Source organism: Streptomyces amritsarensis (assembly GCF_001953875.1).
GTDB classification, from domain to species: Bacteria; Actinomycetota; Actinomycetes; order Streptomycetales; family Streptomycetaceae; genus Streptomyces; species Streptomyces amritsarensis.
This window is the reverse complement of the sequence record NZ_MQUR01000010.1, coordinates 15,425-32,251: the sequence shown is the minus strand read 5'-3', so window position 1 is coordinate 32,251 and position 16,827 is coordinate 15,425. Positions and strand designations below refer to the sequence as shown.

The window sequence follows — 16,827 nt, the reverse complement described above, 5'->3', positions numbered from 1 at the left end:
CGCCCGCGACACCCTCAAGGGGCGGCGGACGCCGGTGCGTCGAACATCGCGCCGACGGCCGCCGCCCCGGCGCGGACCAGGGACTCGGCCGCGTCCAGGGCCTCCGGACTGTGCGCGGCCACCAACACCCCCATCCAGGGCGCCGGATCGAAGGCTCCCGTCGGGATCGCGGGGACGAACACCGCCCCGAGGTCCGCGCACGACCGGGCCAGGTCCGCGCACAACTCCTCCAGCTGCGCCTCCGGCAGCCGCGCCCCGAGCTCCACCCGGTCGGCGATCCGCACGAGGTGCCCCGCGCCCCGCAGCGCGTCGAGCCGGGCCGCCACCATGAAGGCGATCGCCGGCCCGGTCAGCCGCAGGTTCGTCTCGGTCGGCGCCAGCCGACCCGCGGCGTCCGCGACGAAGTCCACGTCGAACCAGCCCCGGTAGCCGGAGGCCGCCAGCTCCCGGCCCACCGCCGCACCGAAGGCGAGGACCGGCTTCTCCGCCCAATCCGGCACCACCCCGGGACCCACCGTGGCTCCGCGGTAGGCGCCCGCCGTCACGTCCATCAGGGCCGCCCCGACCTCGTGCAGCCCGCCGTCCGCGTCCACGAAGCCGTCGTACGTCAGGTCGCGGGCGGCGCCGGGATCCGGTGGGCCCTCGACGAACTCCTCCACCAGCAGAGGTCCGCGCGGCAGCCGCCGCAGGACGGCGCGGGCGCCGCCCGCCGCCCGGACCTGCCCGGCCGTGACCACGGTCGTGCCCGAACCCCCGACGCCGTGCTCCGATTTCACCACGGTGCTCTTCCCCGCCCGCGCCCGCGCGGCCAGCAGCCGCGCCGCCGACCACCGCGTGGCGGCCCGCACCTGCGCGGGCAGCACGATCCCGGGATGGCCGCCCTCCGCCAGGATCCGCTCGAACAGTCCGTGCGCCGCGGCCTTCGACTCGTAGCGCAGCTCACCGGACCGCCACGGCCGCCCCGTCAGCAGTCCGAACGGCCGGGTGAGCCCCCACGGTACGAGCGGCTCCCCGGCCCCCGTCAGCCGTGCGGCCAGCGCCGGCCGGGCCCGCACCGCGTCGGCGAGCCCCGGCCCCCGCTCCACCAGCCCGTCGTACACCTCGACCCCGGTCCAGCCCAGCTGCCGGCAGACCAGGTCGGTCCAGCCGGCGGGCACCGCCCGGGGCAGCACGAGAGCGGACGGACAGGGGCTGTAGAAGGCGGCCAGGCAGGAGTAGTGGTGCGCGGCCGCCTGCTCGCGGTCCAGGGAGGAGTCGCCGAACTGCGCGTTGAACTCGGCCACGTTGCCCACGTGCACCGCCCGCCCGCCGCCGGTCCAGGCCCGGGCCCAGTCGGCGAGCGGGGCCGGGGCGGCCTCGAACCGCACCAGACGCCCGCTCCGGTCGGCCGAATGCACGGCACCGGCCGTATCGGCCGCATCCGCGGTATCGGCCGCACCCGCCGTGGCGGCCGCCACGGCCGGACCGGTCGGCTCCGCGACCGCGCCCATCGCGCGGTAGAAGCCGGCGGCGTGCGGGTCCGAGTCGATGACCAGCCGGCGCACCCCCTGCTGAACGGCCCGCCGCAGCACGTCCCGGTACAGGATCCGCCCCACGCCCTGCCCGATGGCCGACGGTTCGACGAACAGCAGACCCAGCGTCGCCAGCGGCCCGGCACCCTCCAGGGAGGCGAGCCCGAGGACGGTCCCCTGCGGGTCCTCGGCGACCACGATCCGGCGCGCGGTCACCTCGTCCGGCCGGATCCGCAGTTCCGGGGCGCAGGCCGCCAGGAACGCGGCGTCGTACCCCCAGTGCGCCTTGGACCGCATCACCAGCCCGGTCAGGGCCTCCGCCTCGGCCGCCCGCGCGGCCCTGACCTTTACCATTCGCTGACCTCCCCATGGTCTGCCGGAAGGCCGTGCGATAGATTCGGCCTCCCCACGGCTCGTATTTTCCCACCTATCGGAGACAGGCTTCTCAATGAGCGACATCATCAACGGACTTGGCCGCACCAGCGCCTACGGTGCCCTTGGCCTGGTCCTGCTGATCCTCGGCATCGTCCTCGTGGACGTGCTGACGCCCGGGAAGCTCCCGAAGCAGATCTGGGAGGAGCGCAACCGCAACGCGGCCCTCTTCCTCAGCTCGGCGCTCCTCGGCATCGGCGGCATCGTCTTCACGTCGATCTGGACCACGTACGACGACTTCGGCAAGGGCCTGGCGTCGACGGCCGCCTTCGGCCTCCTCGGCCTGATCCTGATGGCGGTGGCGTTCCTGGTGCTCGACCTGGTGACCCCGGGCAAGCTCGGCGCGATCGTCGTCGACCCGCAGCCCCACCCGGCGGTCTGGGTCTCCTCGGCCTGCAATCTCGCAGTCGCCGCGATCGTCGCCGCCTCGATCGCCTGACGCGGGACCACCCGAACGCCTCGAGAGCGCCGCTCCGTCAGGGGAGCGGCGCTCCGTGCGTATCCGGCCCGGGCGCCGGACGACCCGGCCTGTGCGACGCCGGTCCGCCGGACAGCCCCTACGCCAGGCCCAGCGCGAACAGTCCGAAACCCACCGCCAGCAGCCCCGCCACCGTGCGCCGCAGCGCGCTCGCCGGCCGGCCCGCCGCCGGCGGTGCCTCGAACCGCCGCGCGTACCGGGCGATCCCCACCAGCAGCGCCGCGAACACCGGCATCCACGCCAGCCGCGCCGCGATCCAGCCCAGGCTGTCGGGCGCCGTCGTCAGTCCGGCCACCGCACCCGCGAACGAGGCGGGCACGACCGCGGCCAGCATCGCCGTCTGGTGCCAGCACAGGATCGTCATCGCGCTCAGGTTGACCACGACCACCGGGGCCCACAGGGCCGGCCGCTCCAGCAGCCGCGCCAGCCGGTCCCGCAGCAGGACCGCCGCCCCCGACTGGGCCGCAGCCAGGGCGAGCACGAGCAGCGACGGCGGGTGCGAGTTGGTCCGCACCGCCCCCGGCACCCCCACCATCGACGCCGGATAGTGGAAGACCGCCAACAGCGCCGCGAACAGCAGCGTCCCGCCCGCCAGCAGCAGCCAGGCCCCGCGGCGCCCGATCCGACGCTCGCCCCAGGACACGCCCAGCTGGTACGCGAACAGCCAGCCCGGGAGGATGTTCAGCACCGGCAGCCAGGACGGCACGGACTGCGCGAGCGGCCCGTAGCGCAGCACGTCCACCACCGCCACCGAGGCGATCAGCGGGGCAGCCGCCCAGCCCCCGAGCCGGCGCGCGGCCCGTACGCAGTACGGGGTCAGAGCGGTGACCACCACATACACCCCGACGAACCACAGGGGTTGGACGACCAGCGTGGCCGCGGTCCGCAGCGACGCCTCCGGCACGCCGGCCGCGTACAGCAGCGGCGCGGCCAGCGCCCACACGGCCGTCACCGCGAGCACGGGCCGGCCCAGGCGCACGATCCGGCCCTTCAGCCAGGCGCCCGCCGACCCCGGGCGCCGCCGGTAGGAAAGCGCCGAGGCATACCCGCCCACGAGGAAGAAGATGCCCAGCATCTGAAGCACCCAGCTCGCCGGCGCCAGGGCGCCGAAGGCCGACAGCGGACTGGCGTTGTGCAGAGCGCCGCCGGAGTCGAGCGTGAAGCCGCCGAGCAGCCAGTGGCCGGTCGGCACGGCCAGCAGCGCCAGGGCGCGCAGCCCGTCGACGGCACGGTCGCGGTGGGCGGGGGTCTGCCGGTCGATGCGCTCGGAGGTCCTGCGCAGCGCCGCCGACAGCATGGAGGCGCTCACCGGGCCTCTCCCTTCGCGATCGCGGCGAACACCGCGAGGGACTGCGTGCCGGGCGTGAAGTAGCCCGTGTGACCTTGTACGTCTGCGGCGGGCACCCGGCGCGCGCCGAACGCCGCGGAGGTCGGGTCGGCGCCGTGGCCGATCCCGGCGAGGCTGACGTTCGGTACGTCCGCGATCCAGTCCGAAGGACCCCGGGCCGCCCATACGCGCGCGCCGGTGTGCAGGGCGTCCGCGGTGTCCGCCCGCATGCCGGGGGACCCGAGGGCCACGACGTCGCTCGCGTCGGTGTGCCGCGCCGCCAGCCCGCAGACCACCGAGCCGTAGCTGTGGCAGAACAGCACCGGGTCGGGTGCGCCGACGGCGTCGAGGCCCGCGGTGAAGCGGGCCAGGCGGGTCGCCCCGGCCGCGGCCAGCCGCCCGTCGGCCGCGTCGAGGCCGACGCCGACCGGGGTGGTGTACCCCGTCCACGCGACGACGGCCACCGGCCCGTCGGCCGCTGCCGCTGCCGCGCCGGGGGTCCGGTCGGCGGCCGTGGGTGCCGACGTTGCCGTGCGCAGGGCTCGGGCCATGCCGGCGGGGCCGGTGTGCGGCGCGCGCCTGGCGTCGTAGGAGGCGGCGTCGTTGTCGGAGCCGGGCACGATCACCGACACGTGCGCGGCGTGCTCCAGATCCCCGAAGACCTCGGCGACCTGGCCCCGGCCGCGCGGGTCGAAGGCCAGGATCCGCCGGTCGGGCGCCGCCAGGGACGCGTACCGCGCGTCACCCGTGGCGGCGACGGCGAGCCGGTTGGCCTCGTACCGCAGGGGCAGCGGCGCCCCGTCGAGGTTGCCCACCACCAGCGGGTGGGACCGTACGAGCGCCGCGCGCCCCGCATCGTCCAGCCCGGCGAAGAACCGGGCCACCTCCCGCGGTGTCGCCGTCGCGGGATCGGGCAGCGCCCGGCCGTACGCCGTGTCGGCCCGCCAGGCGGTGCTGCCCGGCGGCGGGCCGGTGACCGCCGACTGGCTGTCGCCCGAAGCCCAACCGGCGGTCCCCCCGACGACGGCCACCGCCAGCGCGGCCGTGACCAGCGTCCTTCCGAAGCGGCGCATGCCCCTTCTCCTCTCCTCGTGACGAGGAGGAAGGTAGGAAGACGGCCCCGTCAGGCACGTCGGACCGTGGAGCCAAGTCGGATGTCATACCCCGGTAGGGGGTGGAGGAGACGGGGTGCGGGGAGCCCGCGGGCGCGCACGACCGGACCCGGTCGGCAGGGAGCTGCTCCGGGCGGCGATCACCGCTCGGGCCGTTGCCGGGCGGATCAGGCCGAGTCGCCCGGGCGCACCAGGCCCGCCTCGTAGGCGAAGATCACGGCCTGGGCCCGGTCCCGCAGGTCGAGCTTGGCCAGTACCCGCCCGATGTGCGTCTTCACGGTCTGCTCCGCCAGCACCAGGTGACCGGCGATCTCCTGGTTCGACAGCCCGCGCGCGATCAGCTCCAGCACCTCCGTCTCACGCGGCGTCAGACCGTTCAGCCGCAACGCCGGGTCCTTGCGCGGGGCCGGCCGCTGCTGGACGAAGTCGGCGATCAGCCGCCGCGTCACCGAGGGCGCCAGCAGCGCCTCACCCGACGCGACGACCCGTACCGCCGCGATCAGGTCGGCCGGCGGGGCGTCCTTCAGCAGGAAGCCGGACGCCCCGGCGCGCAGCGCCTCGTACACGTAGTCGTCGATGTCGAAGGTGGTCAGCATCAGCACCTTCGGCCGGTGTACCACCCCGGGCGGCGGGCCGAGGATCTCCCGGGTCGCCGCCAACCCGTCCATCTCCGGCATCCGCACGTCCATCAACACCACGTCGGGGTGTGTGGAGCGGGACACCTGTACCCCCCGGCGCCCGTCCGGGGCCTCGCCCACCACGTCGATGTCGGCCTGCGCGGACAGCAGCGCGGCGAACCCCGCCCGCACCATGGCCTGGTCGTCGACGATGACCACGCGGATGGTCAACTACGCTCCCCGTTCGTGTCGTTCGCTTCGTTCGTGTCGTTCGTCGCGTGCGCCTCGTGCGCGGCGGCGGCCCCGTCACCGGCGTGCAGCGGCAGCCGCGCGGCGACCCGGAAGCCCCCGTCGGGCAGCGGTCCGGTGTCCAGCGTTCCGCCGGTCAACCGTACGCGTTCCCGCATGCCCACGAGGCCGTGCCCCGTGCCCGGGCCGTCCGGCTCCACCACCGCGTCCCGGGCCGCCGGACCGTTCACGACGAGCACGAGCACGTCGTCGTCGACGACCGTGACCGAGACGCGGGTCGGTGCGCCCGGCGCGTGCCGCACCACGTTGGCGAGGGCCTCCTGCACGATCCGGTACGCCGACAGGTCGACCGCCGGCGGCGCGGCCCCCGCCGCGCCGGCCGCCAGCGACAGCTCCACCGGCTGGCCCGCCCGCACCGTGGCCTCCACCAACTGCTGGAGCCGGCCGATCCCCGGCTGCGGAGCCCGCTCCCCGTGCGCACCGCCTTCGCCGGGCCCGCGCGCGCCCTGCGCCCCGTCCGGGTCGGGGGCCCGCAGGACGGTCAGCAGCCGCCGCATCTCGCCGAGGGACTCCCGCGCACTGGCCGCGATCGCCGCGAACTCCTGCTGCACCGGCTCCGGCATGCCCGGCAGCCGGTAGGGCGCCGAATCGGCCTGCACGGTGATCACCGACATGTGGTGGGCCACGACATCGTGCAACTCGCGGGCGATCCGGGCGCGTTCCTCCAGCAGGGTGCGCCGGGACCGTTCGGCCTCGCTGATGCTCTCCTGCTCGGCGATCCGCTGGCGCGCGTCGCCCAGACCGCGCAGCGCGCCCGTCAGCGCCAGCACTATGCCACCGAGCACGAAGAGCAGAGCGGCGGTGGTCGTGGTGTCCTCGGGTGGGAAGAAGCCCAGCACGGCACCGAGCGCGCCGGTCACCAGCCACACCCCGACGAGGTTCCGGATGGACTCGCGCAGCCCCAGGCAGGCCATCAGCACCAGGTAGCCGACGACGGCCATCGGCGTCCACGGCCAGGGGTGTCCGGCCACCGTCTCGGCCTGGGTCAGCAGGACCGCGCCGGCGGTGTCCGCGGCCAGGACCAGCAGCCACGCGGGCAGCGGCCGGGTCACCGCGAGGAGCAGCGGCACGGTCTGCGCGACTCCGAGCGCCCCCGCCCAACCGCCGTCCATCCCGTAGTCGTTGGCGAGGACCGCGATCGTCGTCGGCAGCAGCGAGACCACGAAGACGCCGACCACGAGGTACGGGAGTGCCCGCTGCCACGCCTTGGGAGCCTGTGCGAACAGCGGCTGGGCCGCCGCCGCGGGCGTGCGCAGGGCCGCGGCGAGCTGGGCCAGGGCGGCGCGGTCCTTGCGGTCCTCGCGGTCCTTGCGGGCCTTGGGGGTCTTACGGGCATCGCCGGTGCGGGCCGCGGCCCCGTCGCGGGTCCCTCGGCGGGGCTTGCCGCCCGGTCGTCCGCCGGGTCGCTCTCCGGTCCGGTCGCCGGCTTCGTCGCTCATGATCGCACCAGCCTAGGCTGCGCCGGGCCCGCGGAGGAGCAGGGATGGGTACGCTGCACACCATTCGATCATGGGGGAGATGTTCGCATGGGCGGGGCGGCCGCGCTGGAGAAACTGGTGCCGGTGCTGCTGGCCTTCGGCGGCGGGGTCCTCCTGGCACGCCGCAAGATCGTTCCGGCCGAGGCCTCCAAGGCCTTCTCCGACTACGCCTTCCTCTTCGCCGTGCCGTGCTACCTCTTCGGCAACATCTACGCGAGCGACCTCGCCGCCCTGTTCGACCGGCGGGCGATCGGCGGGTACGCCGCGACCGCGGCGCTCGCCTCGGCGGTCGTGGCCGCGGCGGCGGTCGCCCGCGGCCGGCGCGACCCCCGCGAGGTGGCCCTGCGCGTGATGGCCGGAGTGCAGGTGAACACCGCCTACTTCGCCGTCCCCGTGTTCATCACCGTCTTCGGGACGGCCGCGCCGATCTTCCCGATCCTGCTCTTCCAGGTCTGCGTGCTGTCCCTGGTCGTCATCGCCCTCATGGAGCTGGGCCGCGCCGGTCCCGCCGAGGGCGGGCCGGGCCGGCGCCTGTCCCGGGCCGCCGGCGCCTCGCTCGCCACTCCGCTGGTCCTCGCCTGCAACGCGGGCATCCTGCTCAACCTGCTCTCGGTGCGGGTCCCGGCCGTGGTCCTGGACGGAGCCGCGTTCGTCGGCGACAGCGCCTCGCCGGTGGCCCTGTTCGCCCTGGGCCTCCACCTCGGCGGCGCCGGTCTGCACCTGCGGGGCACCACGCGTGAGGAACTGGCCCTGATCGCCTTCAAATGCCTGGTGTTCCCCCTGTCGGCGTGGGCGGTGTGCGGGCTGCTCTTCGGGGTGCGGGGCGACTGGCTGGCGTACCTCGTGCTGATCGCCGCGATGCCGACCCCGCAGAACCTGTTCATCTTCGCCCAGCGCTACGACGTGGGCGTCGGCCTCGCCGCCTCGGTCGTGATCAAGACCTCGCTCGTGTCGCTGGTGCTGCTGCCCTTCTGGCTGCAGACGGTCGCCTCCTGAGCGGGGCGGGCTGCGAACGGCACCGATGTCCACGCACCCCCGGGCGGGACCGGCTCGTTGAACCGGCATGGAACTGCCGACCATCGCGGCGCCCGGCGTCGGGGAACGGGCCGACGCCGCGGCCGATGCCGCCTGCCACCTCTACGACACCGTCGCGCCCTGGGGGCCCGGAGCCCCCGGCGGGTGGAGCCGGACCGCGGCCGAGGACGCCGCCGAGGCGATCGAGACCACCGCGTACGCCCTCGCGTCCGCCGCACCGGGAGCCGAGGTGGTCCTGGCACCCGTCCACGCGGCCCTGGCCGACCTGCGCCGCAGGCTCGGCCTCGGGTCCGCCGAGCTGCTGACGGGCGACGGGCTGCCGGCGACCCCGCGTACGGTCGGCAACCCGCGCCGGACGCGGTGGGTGCGGGCCCTTACGGCGCCTTCGCCCCGGCAACCGCCTTCTCGTACAACCTCCTGATGTCCGCCCCGAAGTACGAGCTGTACGACACGTCGGGCTTGTCCCCGCCCGTCTTCCAGCCGCCGATGACGCCCACGAGGTCGCCGGTCCCGGTGCGGTTGTCCAGGCGCAGCAGGAACGGGCCGCCGCTGGTGCCGCCCGGGTAGCCGGTGCAGGCGATGCGCAGGAAGGAGCCCGGGATGCGGGCGTCGGTGCTGGTGTACTTCGTCGTCCGGTTGACGCACAGGCGCGGCCGGGCGGCGGTGGACGGGTGCCCGATCAGCGTGGCCCGCGCGTGCGCGTAGCCGGCGCCGGTGACCAGCCGGTTGCCGCCGACCACGTCCTGCACCCGCCGCCCCTTCGGGCCGGGCCCGACCTGTGCGAAGGCCACGTCGAGGGCGGCCGCGCGGTTGACGCCCTGGGTGCGGTAGCGCTGGTCGATCCAGATCTTGGAGCGTCCGGCCGACGTGCGCACGACCGGGAACATGCCGAACGGCCGCGGCTTGGCCCGCGTGTACTGCGGTACGAAGGCCACCTGCCGGGTGTCGGCACCCAGCAGGCAGTGTGCGGCGCTGACCACCAGGTTGCGGCCGGGGGAGGCGACCACGCTCGCGGTGCAGAAGTAGGAGCCGCCGCCCTTGACGAGGTACATCCGGCCGACGACCGGGAGGCCGCCGAAGTCCTGCCCGACGCCGGGTCCGGCGGCCGGGATCCTGGGCAGGGCCGGACGCGCGGGCGCGGGCGCGGGTGCGGGTGCCGGGAGGGTGCCCGGCGTCGGCGTCGGCGCGGGCTCGGGCGTGGTCGCGTCGGGGGTGGGGGACGGCGTCACCGCGGGCACGGCTGCCGGCGGCCGGACCGGAGTGACCGGCGCCGTCAGGTCGGGCGTCACCGTCGGCCCCGGTGACACGGGAGCGTCGGGCATCGCGGGCGGCTGTGGCGCGACGGGCGACTGCAGGGGGACGGGCGGCAGCGGGCGGGCCGCCGCCATCCGCTCGGGCGTCCAGAAGGACTCCGCCTCGTGCGCGCCCCAGCGGCCCGCGGCCACCGGAACGGCGCCCCCCGCCTCGGCCGCGGGCAGCGGACCCGCGGACACCAGCAGGGCGGCCGCCGCCGCGGCCACCGTCAACGTACCTCGCATGCCGGACACTCCCTAAACGGCCTGGGGGAAACGGAAGAGCCGGTCCGGATCGTGGGTGCGCCGGACCTCCTCCAGCCGGGCGAGGTTCGGGCCGTAGTAGGCCTCGCGCCAGCCGCTGAGCTTCGGGTCGATGTAGTTCTGGTAGGCGCGGCCGCTCGCCCACGGCCGCAGGTCCCGCCACAGCCCGTCGAGCCACGCCTCGTACCGGGCGACGTCGGCGGCCGGCGCCGATTGGGGCCAGTAGACGAGGTACTGGGCGAGGAAGGCGCTGTCGCGGTGCGCGAAGGCGGTGTCGCCGACCGCGACCCGGTTCACGGCGCCGCCGCAGACCCCGTCGAACTGGACGACGCCCAGCCCGCCCCGGGGTGCGTCGGCCCCGTACCGCCGGACGGCGTCCAGAACCGCGCCGATCGCCGCGTCCGTCAGCCCCGCCCCGGCCCAGAAGTCCGAGCGGGCGGCGTACGAGTCCCTGCCGAGCCGTCCCCGCGGGTCCCGGCCGGGCAGGGTGCCGGGCAGCCTGCACTCCGCGGCACTCAGGTCCAGGCAGCCGGACATGGCCCGCAAGGTGTCCCCGTGGCTGCGTACGACGGTCCAGCTGTCCCGCGGCGCTGCGCCGACCAGATCGGCCAGCCGGTTCAACTGCCGTTCCAGTTCCGTGCGGCCGTCGAGGCACACCACCCGCACCGACGGCACCGCGGCCGCCGCGTCGCCCGGCCCGGGTCCCCGTCCGGGGCCCGGTCCCGGTCCGGATCCGAGTCCCGGTCCCGGGCCCGGTCCGGATCCCGACTCGACCGTGAACTCCACCTGGCTCCAGAACGGGTCCGGCAGTCCGGCCAGCCAGCGCTGCCAGCCGCGCAGGACGTCCGCGGAACGGGCGGCCGGCCAGTGCAGCTCCGCGAAGGCGCAGTCGCCGGCCGGGTGCGTGCGGAAGCGGAACTCGGTCACCACCCCGAAGTTGCCGCCACCACCGCCGCGCAGGGCCCAGAACAGGTCCGGATCCCGGTCCCGCTCCGCCGAGACCTCGCGGACGGCCCCGCCGGCGGTCACCACCCGCGCCCCGGTCAGCCGGTCCGCGGTGGTGCCGTACGCCCGCGAGGCCAGGCCGAACCCGCCGCCGAGCGCGAGACCGGCGATGCCGACGGAGGGGCACAGCCCGGCCGGCACGGACAGGCCCCGCGCGGCGAGGGCCGCGTGCACGTCGCCGAGCCGGGCGCCCGCGCCGACGCGTACGCCGTCCCCTTCGACGGCCACCGCGGCCATGGCTCCGGTGTCCACGACCAGCGCGCCGGTCCGGGTGGACCAGCCGGCGTAGCTGTGCCCGCCCCCGCGCGGCACCACGGGCACGGCCGCGCGACGGGCGAAGTCCAGGCACACGGCGACGTCCCCCGCGTGCGCGGGATAGGCGACCGCGGCCGGTGCGACCGCGTCGTAGCGGGGCTGGAACAGCCGCCGGGCCTCCGGGTAGTCGCCGTCCCCCGGAACCACCAGCCGCCCGTCGATGCCGCGTGCCAGGGCGCCGTAGTCCGGGCCCCGGGCCGCCGCGCCGACGGTGGCGAGGACGGCTGCGGCCGCACCGCCGAGTACCTGGCGCCGAGGGAGGCTCATACCTCCTTCCTGCCACCGTCCGTGCGGATCACGGTGCAGGCGGGTCCCACGCGCACCGCGTTGACCCCCGAACGGCGCATCGCGGAAACGGTTCGACTCGTCCTATGTGCAGACCGGGTGGCCCTCGTTCGAACCCTGTGATCATCCCCCGCGCGGCGAACCCGCCGCCGTACGCTGCCCCCATGAGCCTTGTGGACCTCACCGCGCACGCCGAAGAGTTCAACGCCGACCCGTACCCCTTCTACGAGGCCCTGCGCGCCACCGGCCCCGTCCACCGGCTGGTGCTGGGCGGTGAACGCGCATGGCTGGTCGTCGGCCACCAGGAGGCCAGAGAGGCCCTGAGCCACCCCGCCCTGTCGAAGAACTGGCTCGGATCGGAGCTGTTCGAAATCGCGCAGGTCCACGCCGTCGCCACCAACATGCTGGACACGGACCCGCCCCACCACACCCGGCTGCGGCGCCTGGTGGCCCGCGAGTTCACCACCCGCCGGGTCGAGTCACTGCGGCCCCGGGTCCAGCAGATCACCGACGGACTGCTGGACGCGATGGAGGCCCTGCCCGAACGTCGGGCCGACCTGATCCGGGCCTTCGCCGTGCCACTGCCGATGACCGTCATCTGCGAGCTGCTGGGCGTTCCCGACCTGGACCGGGCCCGGTTCCGCTACTGGTCGGGCGAGATCGTCGCCCCGCTCGACGGTGCCGGCGCGGACCCCCGCGTCCTGGAGGAGATGACCGCGTACCTCGTCGAACTCATCGCGGCCAAGGCCCAGAACCCGGGCGACGACCTGCTCAGCGCCCTGATCCGGACCCGCGACGAGGGCGGCGACCGGCTCTCCCCGGACGAGCTGATCGGAATGGCCTTCCTGCTGCTGGTCGCGGGCCACGAGACCACCGTCAACCTGATCGGCAACGGCGTGCGGGCCCTGCTCGACCACCCCGACCAGCTGACCGCGCTGCGCGCCGACCCGGGCGGGCTGATCGACGGCGCGGTGGAGGAGATGCTGCGCTACGACGGCCCCGTACAGCACGCCACGTACCGGTTCGCCGACACCGACCTCGAGTTGGGCGGCGTCCCGATCGCGACCGGGTCCTCCGTCATGGTCGCCCTCGCCGCGGCCGACCGTGATCCGGCACGCTTCTCGGGGCCGGGGCCCGGCCCCGAGATGTTCGACATCCGCCGCACCGGTCCGGGCCACCTGGCGTTCGGCCACGGCATCCACCACTGCCTCGGCGCGCCGCTCGCCCGTCTGGAGGGCCGCATCGCGATCCGCTCGCTGCTGGAACGTTTCCCCGACCTGGCCGAGGATCCGGACGCAGGCCCGCGCGACTGGCTCCCGGGCACCCTGATGCGCGGCGTGACACGGCTCCCCCTGCGCTGGTGACCCGGTCCGTCACCGCCGCGGTGGGCGGATCCGACACCGCCGCGGTGGGCAGACCGGCGACGTCCGCAGCCCCTCCGGGCCCGGCCACTGCGCCGACCGTCAGCGACCGTTCCCGGCCTGGGACGTGGGGGTGCGCATCGGGTGTGAGCCACCGTGGACCCGCAACGCGTCAGGGTGCCGACGGGCCGAGGGGCGGGAGGCGGCGGTGCAGGAGGCAGAACTCATTGCCCTCCGGGTCGGCCAGGACGTGCCAGTTCTCCGTGCCGTCCTGCCCGATGTCGACGGGGTGGGCACCGAGGGCGAGCAGCCGCTCCAGCTCGGAGTCCTGGTCGCGGTCGGTGGCGTTGACGTCGATGTGCAGCCGGAGCTTGCCGGTCCGCGGGGCGTCGCTCGGACTGAGGACGAGCGTGGGCTGCGGGCCGCCGAAGCCGGCGTCGGGCGGCCCGATCTCGATGCTCCCGTCGTCCTCGCGGGCGAGTTCGATGTAGCCGAGGACCTTGCTCCAGAACTCGGCGAGCCGTTCGGGCTCTGCACAGTCCAGGACCAACTCACTGATGCGGCATGCCATGCCGGTCAGTCTACGGAGCCGGCCCGCTGCCGTCCGGCAAGCCCATGTCGATCGTGGTGACGGCAGGCCAACGTGGGGACTCGCCGCAGTTCGAAACCGTGTTGGCGCAGGTTCGCGTGCCCCGCCCCGGGCCGGGCCGGCCACGCGTCCGCCCGGATCGCGTGCGGGCGGACAAGGCGTACGCCTCTCGCAAGAACCGCGCCTACCTGCGCCGCCGCAGGATCCGATGCACCGTCCCGGACAAGGTCGACCAGGCACGCAACCGCCAGAAGCTCGGCTCCCGCGGCTGCCGACCTCCGCGCTTCGACCCGGCCGACTACCGCCAGCGTCATGCGGTCGAGTACGGGGTCAACCGCCTCAAGAGGCGCTGTCGCCACGCGCTACGACCAGCTCGCCGTCCGCTACGAGGCGACCGTCCTCGTCGCTGCCATCAACGAGTGGCTGTGACCCTTGCCATCAGGCGGTGGGATCCACATTCCACGCCGCAGGCAGATCGCTGCTGCAGAAGACGCAGACGAAGTCGTCCTCGCGCACGATGTTGTGCTCCTGGCAGTCGGGGCACCGCCGGAATACAACTGCGTGGGTGAAGCCGGACGGCCGCCGGAGCTCCACGGCGTCGAGAGCACGGGCGACCTCCGCCCAAGAGCTGACGTCTGGGCAGTACCCGGTGGACTGGTTGCTGACCTCGCCTCCGATCCACCGGTCTGCCTCGCGCATGAAGCTGATCTCGCCGGCACCCAAAACCATGGCTCCGCCGGCACAGGCCACGTGCTCGCTTCGCCGCGGCGCCAGCCGAAGCACACCGTCCATACCGACCACGAAGGTGAACGGTTCGGCCAGCTCCGCCGCCGATTGCTCCACGATCCAGCCACCGAAGTCAGCCGCCGAGGTGATCCGACGTCCACCGTCACCAGGCCGGACCGTGGCTTTCAGCTCGACCGGTCCGACATATCGATAACTCCGCCCCCGCCCACTCACGTCAGTAACCTAGAGCACTTCCGACCCACGCCCTAGAAAGCCGTCGAGGGTGTCGGGCCGGTGTTGAAGCCGTTTGAGACGGTTGCGGACGAGGGCCATGACGGCGAGGTCCCGCATCTTGCGTGAGACGTGGGTGTTCAGTGTGAAGTCCCGTTCGTCCATGCTGCGGCGTGGCACAGCCGGGTCCGGGGCCGGGCCGCGGGGCGATCAGGCCGGCCGCCGACAGCCGTCCCGAGCGGTGCCCGCTCACCGTCACGTGGGGCCTCGCCTGTCCCGGGTCCGGTCCGTTCCCGGGGCGGCCGGGGGGTGAAGCCCGCTTCGTCCTCGAAGCAGACGTGGCCCCCGCAGGCCGCCCGGGCGCCCTTTCACCTCCACCCAGGTCGCCTACGGCCTGCTCGTCACGGCTGGAGCCGAGCCGGTGCAGAGGCGCGAGAGGTGGAACTTGCGGCCGATCAGCGTGGTCACCATCAACGCGGTCCGCACCTGGTCCTCCACCCACCGTGCGCCGCCGGACCTTCCGCCCAGGAACCGTGTCAGCTTCTCGCGGCAGTACGGCGACAGCCGGCACCGCGAACCACTCGGTCCGCCCGAGACCGATGCCGCAGCCGCGCCGTCGCGCCTGGGCTGGTGCCGTTGCAGGCTGACCCGCAGGCGCCGGGCGGCCTCCGACGGCCTGGCGTAACGGTCACGGCGCTGACGTTCTGCAGGGCTCCGAGCCCAGCGGGCACTTAACCCACGACTCACCCTGACGAGCCGACGTCAGTATTCCGAGGCGCCGGCGGTCGTGCGGTGAAGAACGTGCTCGTCCAAGACGATGGTGTTGCTGCTTCGGAGGGCGCCGTGCAGGTCCGAGAGGTTGCCGTCGAGGTGGATGGACCTTCCCTCCGTGCGGTACGTGCCCGTATTGACGCCGATCCTGAATGCGGGGCAGTCGTCCAGGTTGCAGATCACGTTGTTGATCTGCTCGAAACGCCCGTCCGCGGTGAAGGTCAGCTTCTGGATGTAGAAGGTGATTCCGGGGCGGTTCTTGTCGACCGGCTCGGTCCACTGCCCTGTCAGCCGTGCCGGGTGGGGGGTCGGGACGTCCGCCCCCGGCGCCTGGGCGACAGCGGAGCCACTGGTGGCCGTCATGCCGGCCAGGAGCAGCAGTGCGGTGCCCAATGCGGACTGGATCGTCGTCTTCATCTGCGCACTCATTTCTTGTTCGTCAGTCCGTGGTCCGTGGTTCGTGGTCCGGAGAGGATGCAGCTGCCGCGGCTCGGTGACCGGGGGCAACACGGTTACTTCGGGGCATGCCGCCGAACAGCCTCCGTGATGAGTGTTGTCGCCGCTGGCTGGCCCGACCGTATCCGTTCACATGCCGCCGCGTTCCACCTCGACTTGACCGCGTCTCGTTTCGTTTGCTCCCCGAATGCGGTGAAAAACCCTGCGCCCCCCGAGGCGACAGAGGGACCGGCACCCCTCCGCCATCCGGCGTGGGTCACACCGGCGGCCACCGAATGGCCGAGAGTCACCACGCCGGTGCGAGACCCTCGTGGACGTGGGCTTCAGGGCGCTGGGGGGCGTCGAAGCCCGCGGCCTCGCCTCGGTACAGGGCGATGAGCGAGTCCTTGCCCCGCCACCAGGTATCGGTCACGCCCTGATTCCGATCCGCGCGGGGGGCGTACGCGGGTCTCCTCATCGGCGGGCGGCCGGCGGCGGCCCGGCCTGCGATCGGCGGGGGCTTCGCGGAAGGCCGACCGGCGGTGGCCGGCTCGCGGGGGAGGGGGAAGGGGAGCGGGAAGGGCGGGCTAACCCCTGCGGGCCAGCAGGAAGCCCTGCGGGGAGGTTTCGTGAGGGGTCGGTTCGCGGAGGAGGCGGGCGATCTCCCTCAGGCCGGCACCGGCCAGCAGGGCGGCGATCCGGTCGGGCGGGAGCCGGTACACGTCGAGGTCGACGGGATGCCCGTACGCGTTCTCCAGCCGGACCCGTTCGTCGCCCGCCTCGAAGGCGATCAGGGCGTGGCCGCCCGGTGCCAGCACCCGGGCGAACTCGGCGAACACCCCGGGCAGTTCCGAGGGCGGCGTGTGCACGGTGGAGTACCAGGCGAGGACCCCGCCCAGCACCCCGTCGGCCACGTCCAGCGCGGCCATCGAGCCCACCTCGAACCGCAGCCCCCGATAGCTCCGGCGGGCCACCGCCACCATCGCCGGGGACAGGTCCACCCCGAAGGTCCGGACGCCGAGGCCGTCCAGGTGCGCCGTCACCCGGCCCGGCCCGCAGCCGAGGTCGGCGACCGCCCGGCCGGCGCCGCCGTCCTCCCCGCGCACACACTCGGCGAACGCGGCCAGCATGGCTCTGTCCAGCGGCTTCCCGGCCAGTTCCGTGCCCGGCAGCCGCGCGTAGTCGACGGCGACGGCGTCGTAGGACGCCCGTACGGAGTGCAGGTACGAGGAGGCTGTCATGCCCCTGAACAGT

16 protein-coding genes and 2 pseudogenes are annotated in these 16,827 nt (G+C 74.4%); 5 read left to right on the top strand and 13 right to left on the bottom strand.

Translation table 11 applies throughout. The features are described from left to right. Positions 1 to 14: 14 nt before the first annotated feature. Positions 15 to 1,865, bottom strand: coding sequence for a GNAT family N-acetyltransferase (locus tag AVW11_RS38000; RefSeq protein ID WP_076043517.1), 1,851 nt, complete (start codon positions 1,863 to 1,865; stop codon positions 15 to 17). Between the two features lie 94 nt (positions 1,866 to 1,959). On the opposite strand from AVW11_RS38000, the gene AVW11_RS06870 reads away from it, so the two are divergent. Next, a complete protein-coding gene (locus AVW11_RS06870) occupies positions 1,960 to 2,382 on the top strand; it encodes a DUF350 domain-containing protein (RefSeq protein WP_030843124.1) in 423 nt (140 codons plus the stop codon). Between the two features lie 118 nt (positions 2,383 to 2,500). Here AVW11_RS06870 and AVW11_RS06865 read toward each other — a convergent pair whose 3' ends face one another. From AVW11_RS06865 to AVW11_RS06850, 4 genes are all read right to left on the bottom strand, one after another. Further along, complete coding sequence (locus AVW11_RS06865; RefSeq protein ID WP_060178461.1) at positions 2,501 to 3,718, bottom strand: acyltransferase family protein; 1,218 nt, start codon at positions 3,716 to 3,718, stop codon at positions 2,501 to 2,503. Between the two features lie 8 nt (positions 3,719 to 3,726). Continuing rightward, the gene (locus tag AVW11_RS06860) at positions 3,727 to 4,821 is read right to left on the bottom strand and encodes an alpha/beta hydrolase (protein WP_076043516.1); all 1,095 of its coding nucleotides are present in this window, start codon (positions 4,819 to 4,821) and stop codon (positions 3,727 to 3,729) included. A 206-nt stretch (positions 4,822 to 5,027) separates the two neighbouring features. Next, the gene (locus tag AVW11_RS06855) at positions 5,028 to 5,708 is read right to left on the bottom strand and encodes a response regulator (RefSeq protein ID WP_076043515.1); all 681 of its coding nucleotides are present in this window, start codon (positions 5,706 to 5,708) and stop codon (positions 5,028 to 5,030) included. Next, positions 5,705 to 7,225, bottom strand: coding sequence for a sensor histidine kinase (locus AVW11_RS06850; protein ID WP_079250534.1), 1,521 nt, complete (start codon positions 7,223 to 7,225; stop codon positions 5,705 to 5,707). Before AVW11_RS06850 ends, AVW11_RS06855 begins: the two co-directional genes overlap by 4 nt. Before the next feature lie 87 nt (positions 7,226 to 7,312). On the opposite strand from AVW11_RS06850, the gene AVW11_RS06845 reads away from it, so the two are divergent. Next, on the top strand, positions 7,313 to 8,260 hold the full coding sequence (locus AVW11_RS06845; RefSeq protein WP_076043514.1) for an AEC family transporter: 948 nt from the start codon (positions 7,313 to 7,315) through the stop codon (positions 8,258 to 8,260). Positions 8,261 to 8,327: 67 nt separating this feature from the next. Beyond that, positions 8,328 to 8,720, top strand: coding sequence for a hypothetical protein (locus tag AVW11_RS06840; protein ID WP_060178381.1), 393 nt, complete (start codon positions 8,328 to 8,330; stop codon positions 8,718 to 8,720). Here the strand turns inward: AVW11_RS06840 and AVW11_RS06835 are convergent. Beyond that, a complete protein-coding gene (locus tag AVW11_RS06835; RefSeq protein WP_143568816.1) occupies positions 8,674 to 9,837 on the bottom strand; it encodes a trypsin-like peptidase domain-containing protein in 1,164 nt (387 codons plus the stop codon). The two genes, AVW11_RS06840 and AVW11_RS06835, sit on opposite strands and share 47 nt — an antisense overlap. Positions 9,838 to 9,849: 12 nt before the next feature. After that, positions 9,850 to 11,442 (bottom strand): FAD-binding oxidoreductase, encoded by a 1,593-nt coding sequence (locus AVW11_RS06830; RefSeq protein ID WP_079250533.1) that lies wholly within the window; start codon positions 11,440 to 11,442, stop codon positions 9,850 to 9,852. 182 nt (positions 11,443 to 11,624) lie between these two features. Here AVW11_RS06830 and AVW11_RS06825 point away from each other — a divergent pair, with 182 nt between their 5' ends. Next, the gene (locus AVW11_RS06825) at positions 11,625 to 12,824 is read left to right on the top strand and encodes a cytochrome P450 family protein (RefSeq protein ID WP_076043553.1); all 1,200 of its coding nucleotides are present in this window, start codon (positions 11,625 to 11,627) and stop codon (positions 12,822 to 12,824) included. Between the two features lie 169 nt (positions 12,825 to 12,993). Here the strand turns inward: AVW11_RS06825 and AVW11_RS06820 are convergent, their stop codons facing one another. Beyond that, on the bottom strand, positions 12,994 to 13,392 hold the full coding sequence (locus tag AVW11_RS06820; protein ID WP_076043512.1) for a VOC family protein: 399 nt from the start codon (positions 13,390 to 13,392) through the stop codon (positions 12,994 to 12,996). 38 nt (positions 13,393 to 13,430) lie between these two features. Here AVW11_RS06820 and AVW11_RS38245 point away from each other — a divergent pair. Next, positions 13,431 to 13,839, top strand: a pseudogene (locus AVW11_RS38245) (transposase); the annotation flags it as partial. Between the two features lie 9 nt (positions 13,840 to 13,848). On the opposite strand, the gene AVW11_RS39205 reads toward AVW11_RS38245, so the two are convergent. The 5 genes and pseudogenes from AVW11_RS39205 to AVW11_RS06795 form a co-directional block, all read right to left on the bottom strand. Then, positions 13,849 to 14,370, bottom strand: coding sequence for a hypothetical protein (locus tag AVW11_RS39205; RefSeq protein ID WP_076043511.1), 522 nt, complete (start codon positions 14,368 to 14,370; stop codon positions 13,849 to 13,851). Positions 14,371 to 14,379: 9 nt separating this feature from the next. Next, positions 14,380 to 15,057, bottom strand: a pseudogene (locus AVW11_RS39200) (IS630 family transposase); the annotation flags it as partial. A 72-nt stretch (positions 15,058 to 15,129) separates the two neighbouring features. Continuing rightward, complete coding sequence (locus AVW11_RS06800; RefSeq protein WP_076043509.1) at positions 15,130 to 15,555, bottom strand: hypothetical protein; 426 nt, start codon at positions 15,553 to 15,555, stop codon at positions 15,130 to 15,132. A 325-nt stretch (positions 15,556 to 15,880) separates the two neighbouring features. Further along, a complete protein-coding gene (locus tag AVW11_RS38915) occupies positions 15,881 to 16,006 on the bottom strand; it encodes a hypothetical protein (protein ID WP_276209052.1) in 126 nt (41 codons plus the stop codon). 154 nt (positions 16,007 to 16,160) lie between these two features. Next, positions 16,161 to 16,814 (bottom strand): class I SAM-dependent DNA methyltransferase, encoded by a 654-nt coding sequence (locus AVW11_RS06795; RefSeq protein ID WP_060178374.1) that lies wholly within the window; start codon positions 16,812 to 16,814, stop codon positions 16,161 to 16,163. Positions 16,815 to 16,827 lie beyond the last annotated feature (13 nt).

Bases quoted from the DNA above. Each gene is read 5' to 3' on its own strand.
- AVW11_RS38000 (WP_076043517.1), bottom strand. From the start codon at position 1,865: ATGGTAAAGGTCAGGGCCGCGCGGGCGGCCGAGGCGGAGGCCCTGACC.
- AVW11_RS06870 (WP_030843124.1), top strand. From the start codon at position 1,960: ATGAGCGACATCATCAACGGACTTGGCCGCACCAGCGCCTACGGTGCC.
- AVW11_RS06865 (WP_060178461.1), bottom strand. From the start codon at position 3,718: ATGCTGTCGGCGGCGCTGCGCAGGACCTCCGAGCGCATCGACCGGCAG.
- AVW11_RS06860 (WP_076043516.1), bottom strand. From the start codon at position 4,821: ATGCGCCGCTTCGGAAGGACGCTGGTCACGGCCGCGCTGGCGGTGGCC.
- AVW11_RS06850 (WP_079250534.1), bottom strand. From the start codon at position 7,225: ATGAGCGACGAAGCCGGCGACCGGACCGGAGAGCGACCCGGCGGACGA.
- AVW11_RS06845 (WP_076043514.1), top strand. From the start codon at position 7,313: ATGGGCGGGGCGGCCGCGCTGGAGAAACTGGTGCCGGTGCTGCTGGCC.
- AVW11_RS06840 (WP_060178381.1), top strand. From the start codon at position 8,328: ATGGAACTGCCGACCATCGCGGCGCCCGGCGTCGGGGAACGGGCCGAC.
- AVW11_RS06835 (WP_143568816.1), bottom strand. From the start codon at position 9,837: ATGCGAGGTACGTTGACGGTGGCCGCGGCGGCGGCCGCCCTGCTGGTG.
- AVW11_RS06830 (WP_079250533.1), bottom strand. From the start codon at position 11,442: ATGAGCCTCCCTCGGCGCCAGGTACTCGGCGGTGCGGCCGCAGCCGTC.
- AVW11_RS06825 (WP_076043553.1), top strand. From the start codon at position 11,625: ATGAGCCTTGTGGACCTCACCGCGCACGCCGAAGAGTTCAACGCCGAC.
- AVW11_RS06820 (WP_076043512.1), bottom strand. From the start codon at position 13,392: ATGGCATGCCGCATCAGTGAGTTGGTCCTGGACTGTGCAGAGCCCGAA.
- AVW11_RS06800 (WP_076043509.1), bottom strand. From the start codon at position 15,555: ATGAAGACGACGATCCAGTCCGCATTGGGCACCGCACTGCTGCTCCTG.
- AVW11_RS06795 (WP_060178374.1), bottom strand. From the start codon at position 16,814: ATGACAGCCTCCTCGTACCTGCACTCCGTACGGGCGTCCTACGACGCC.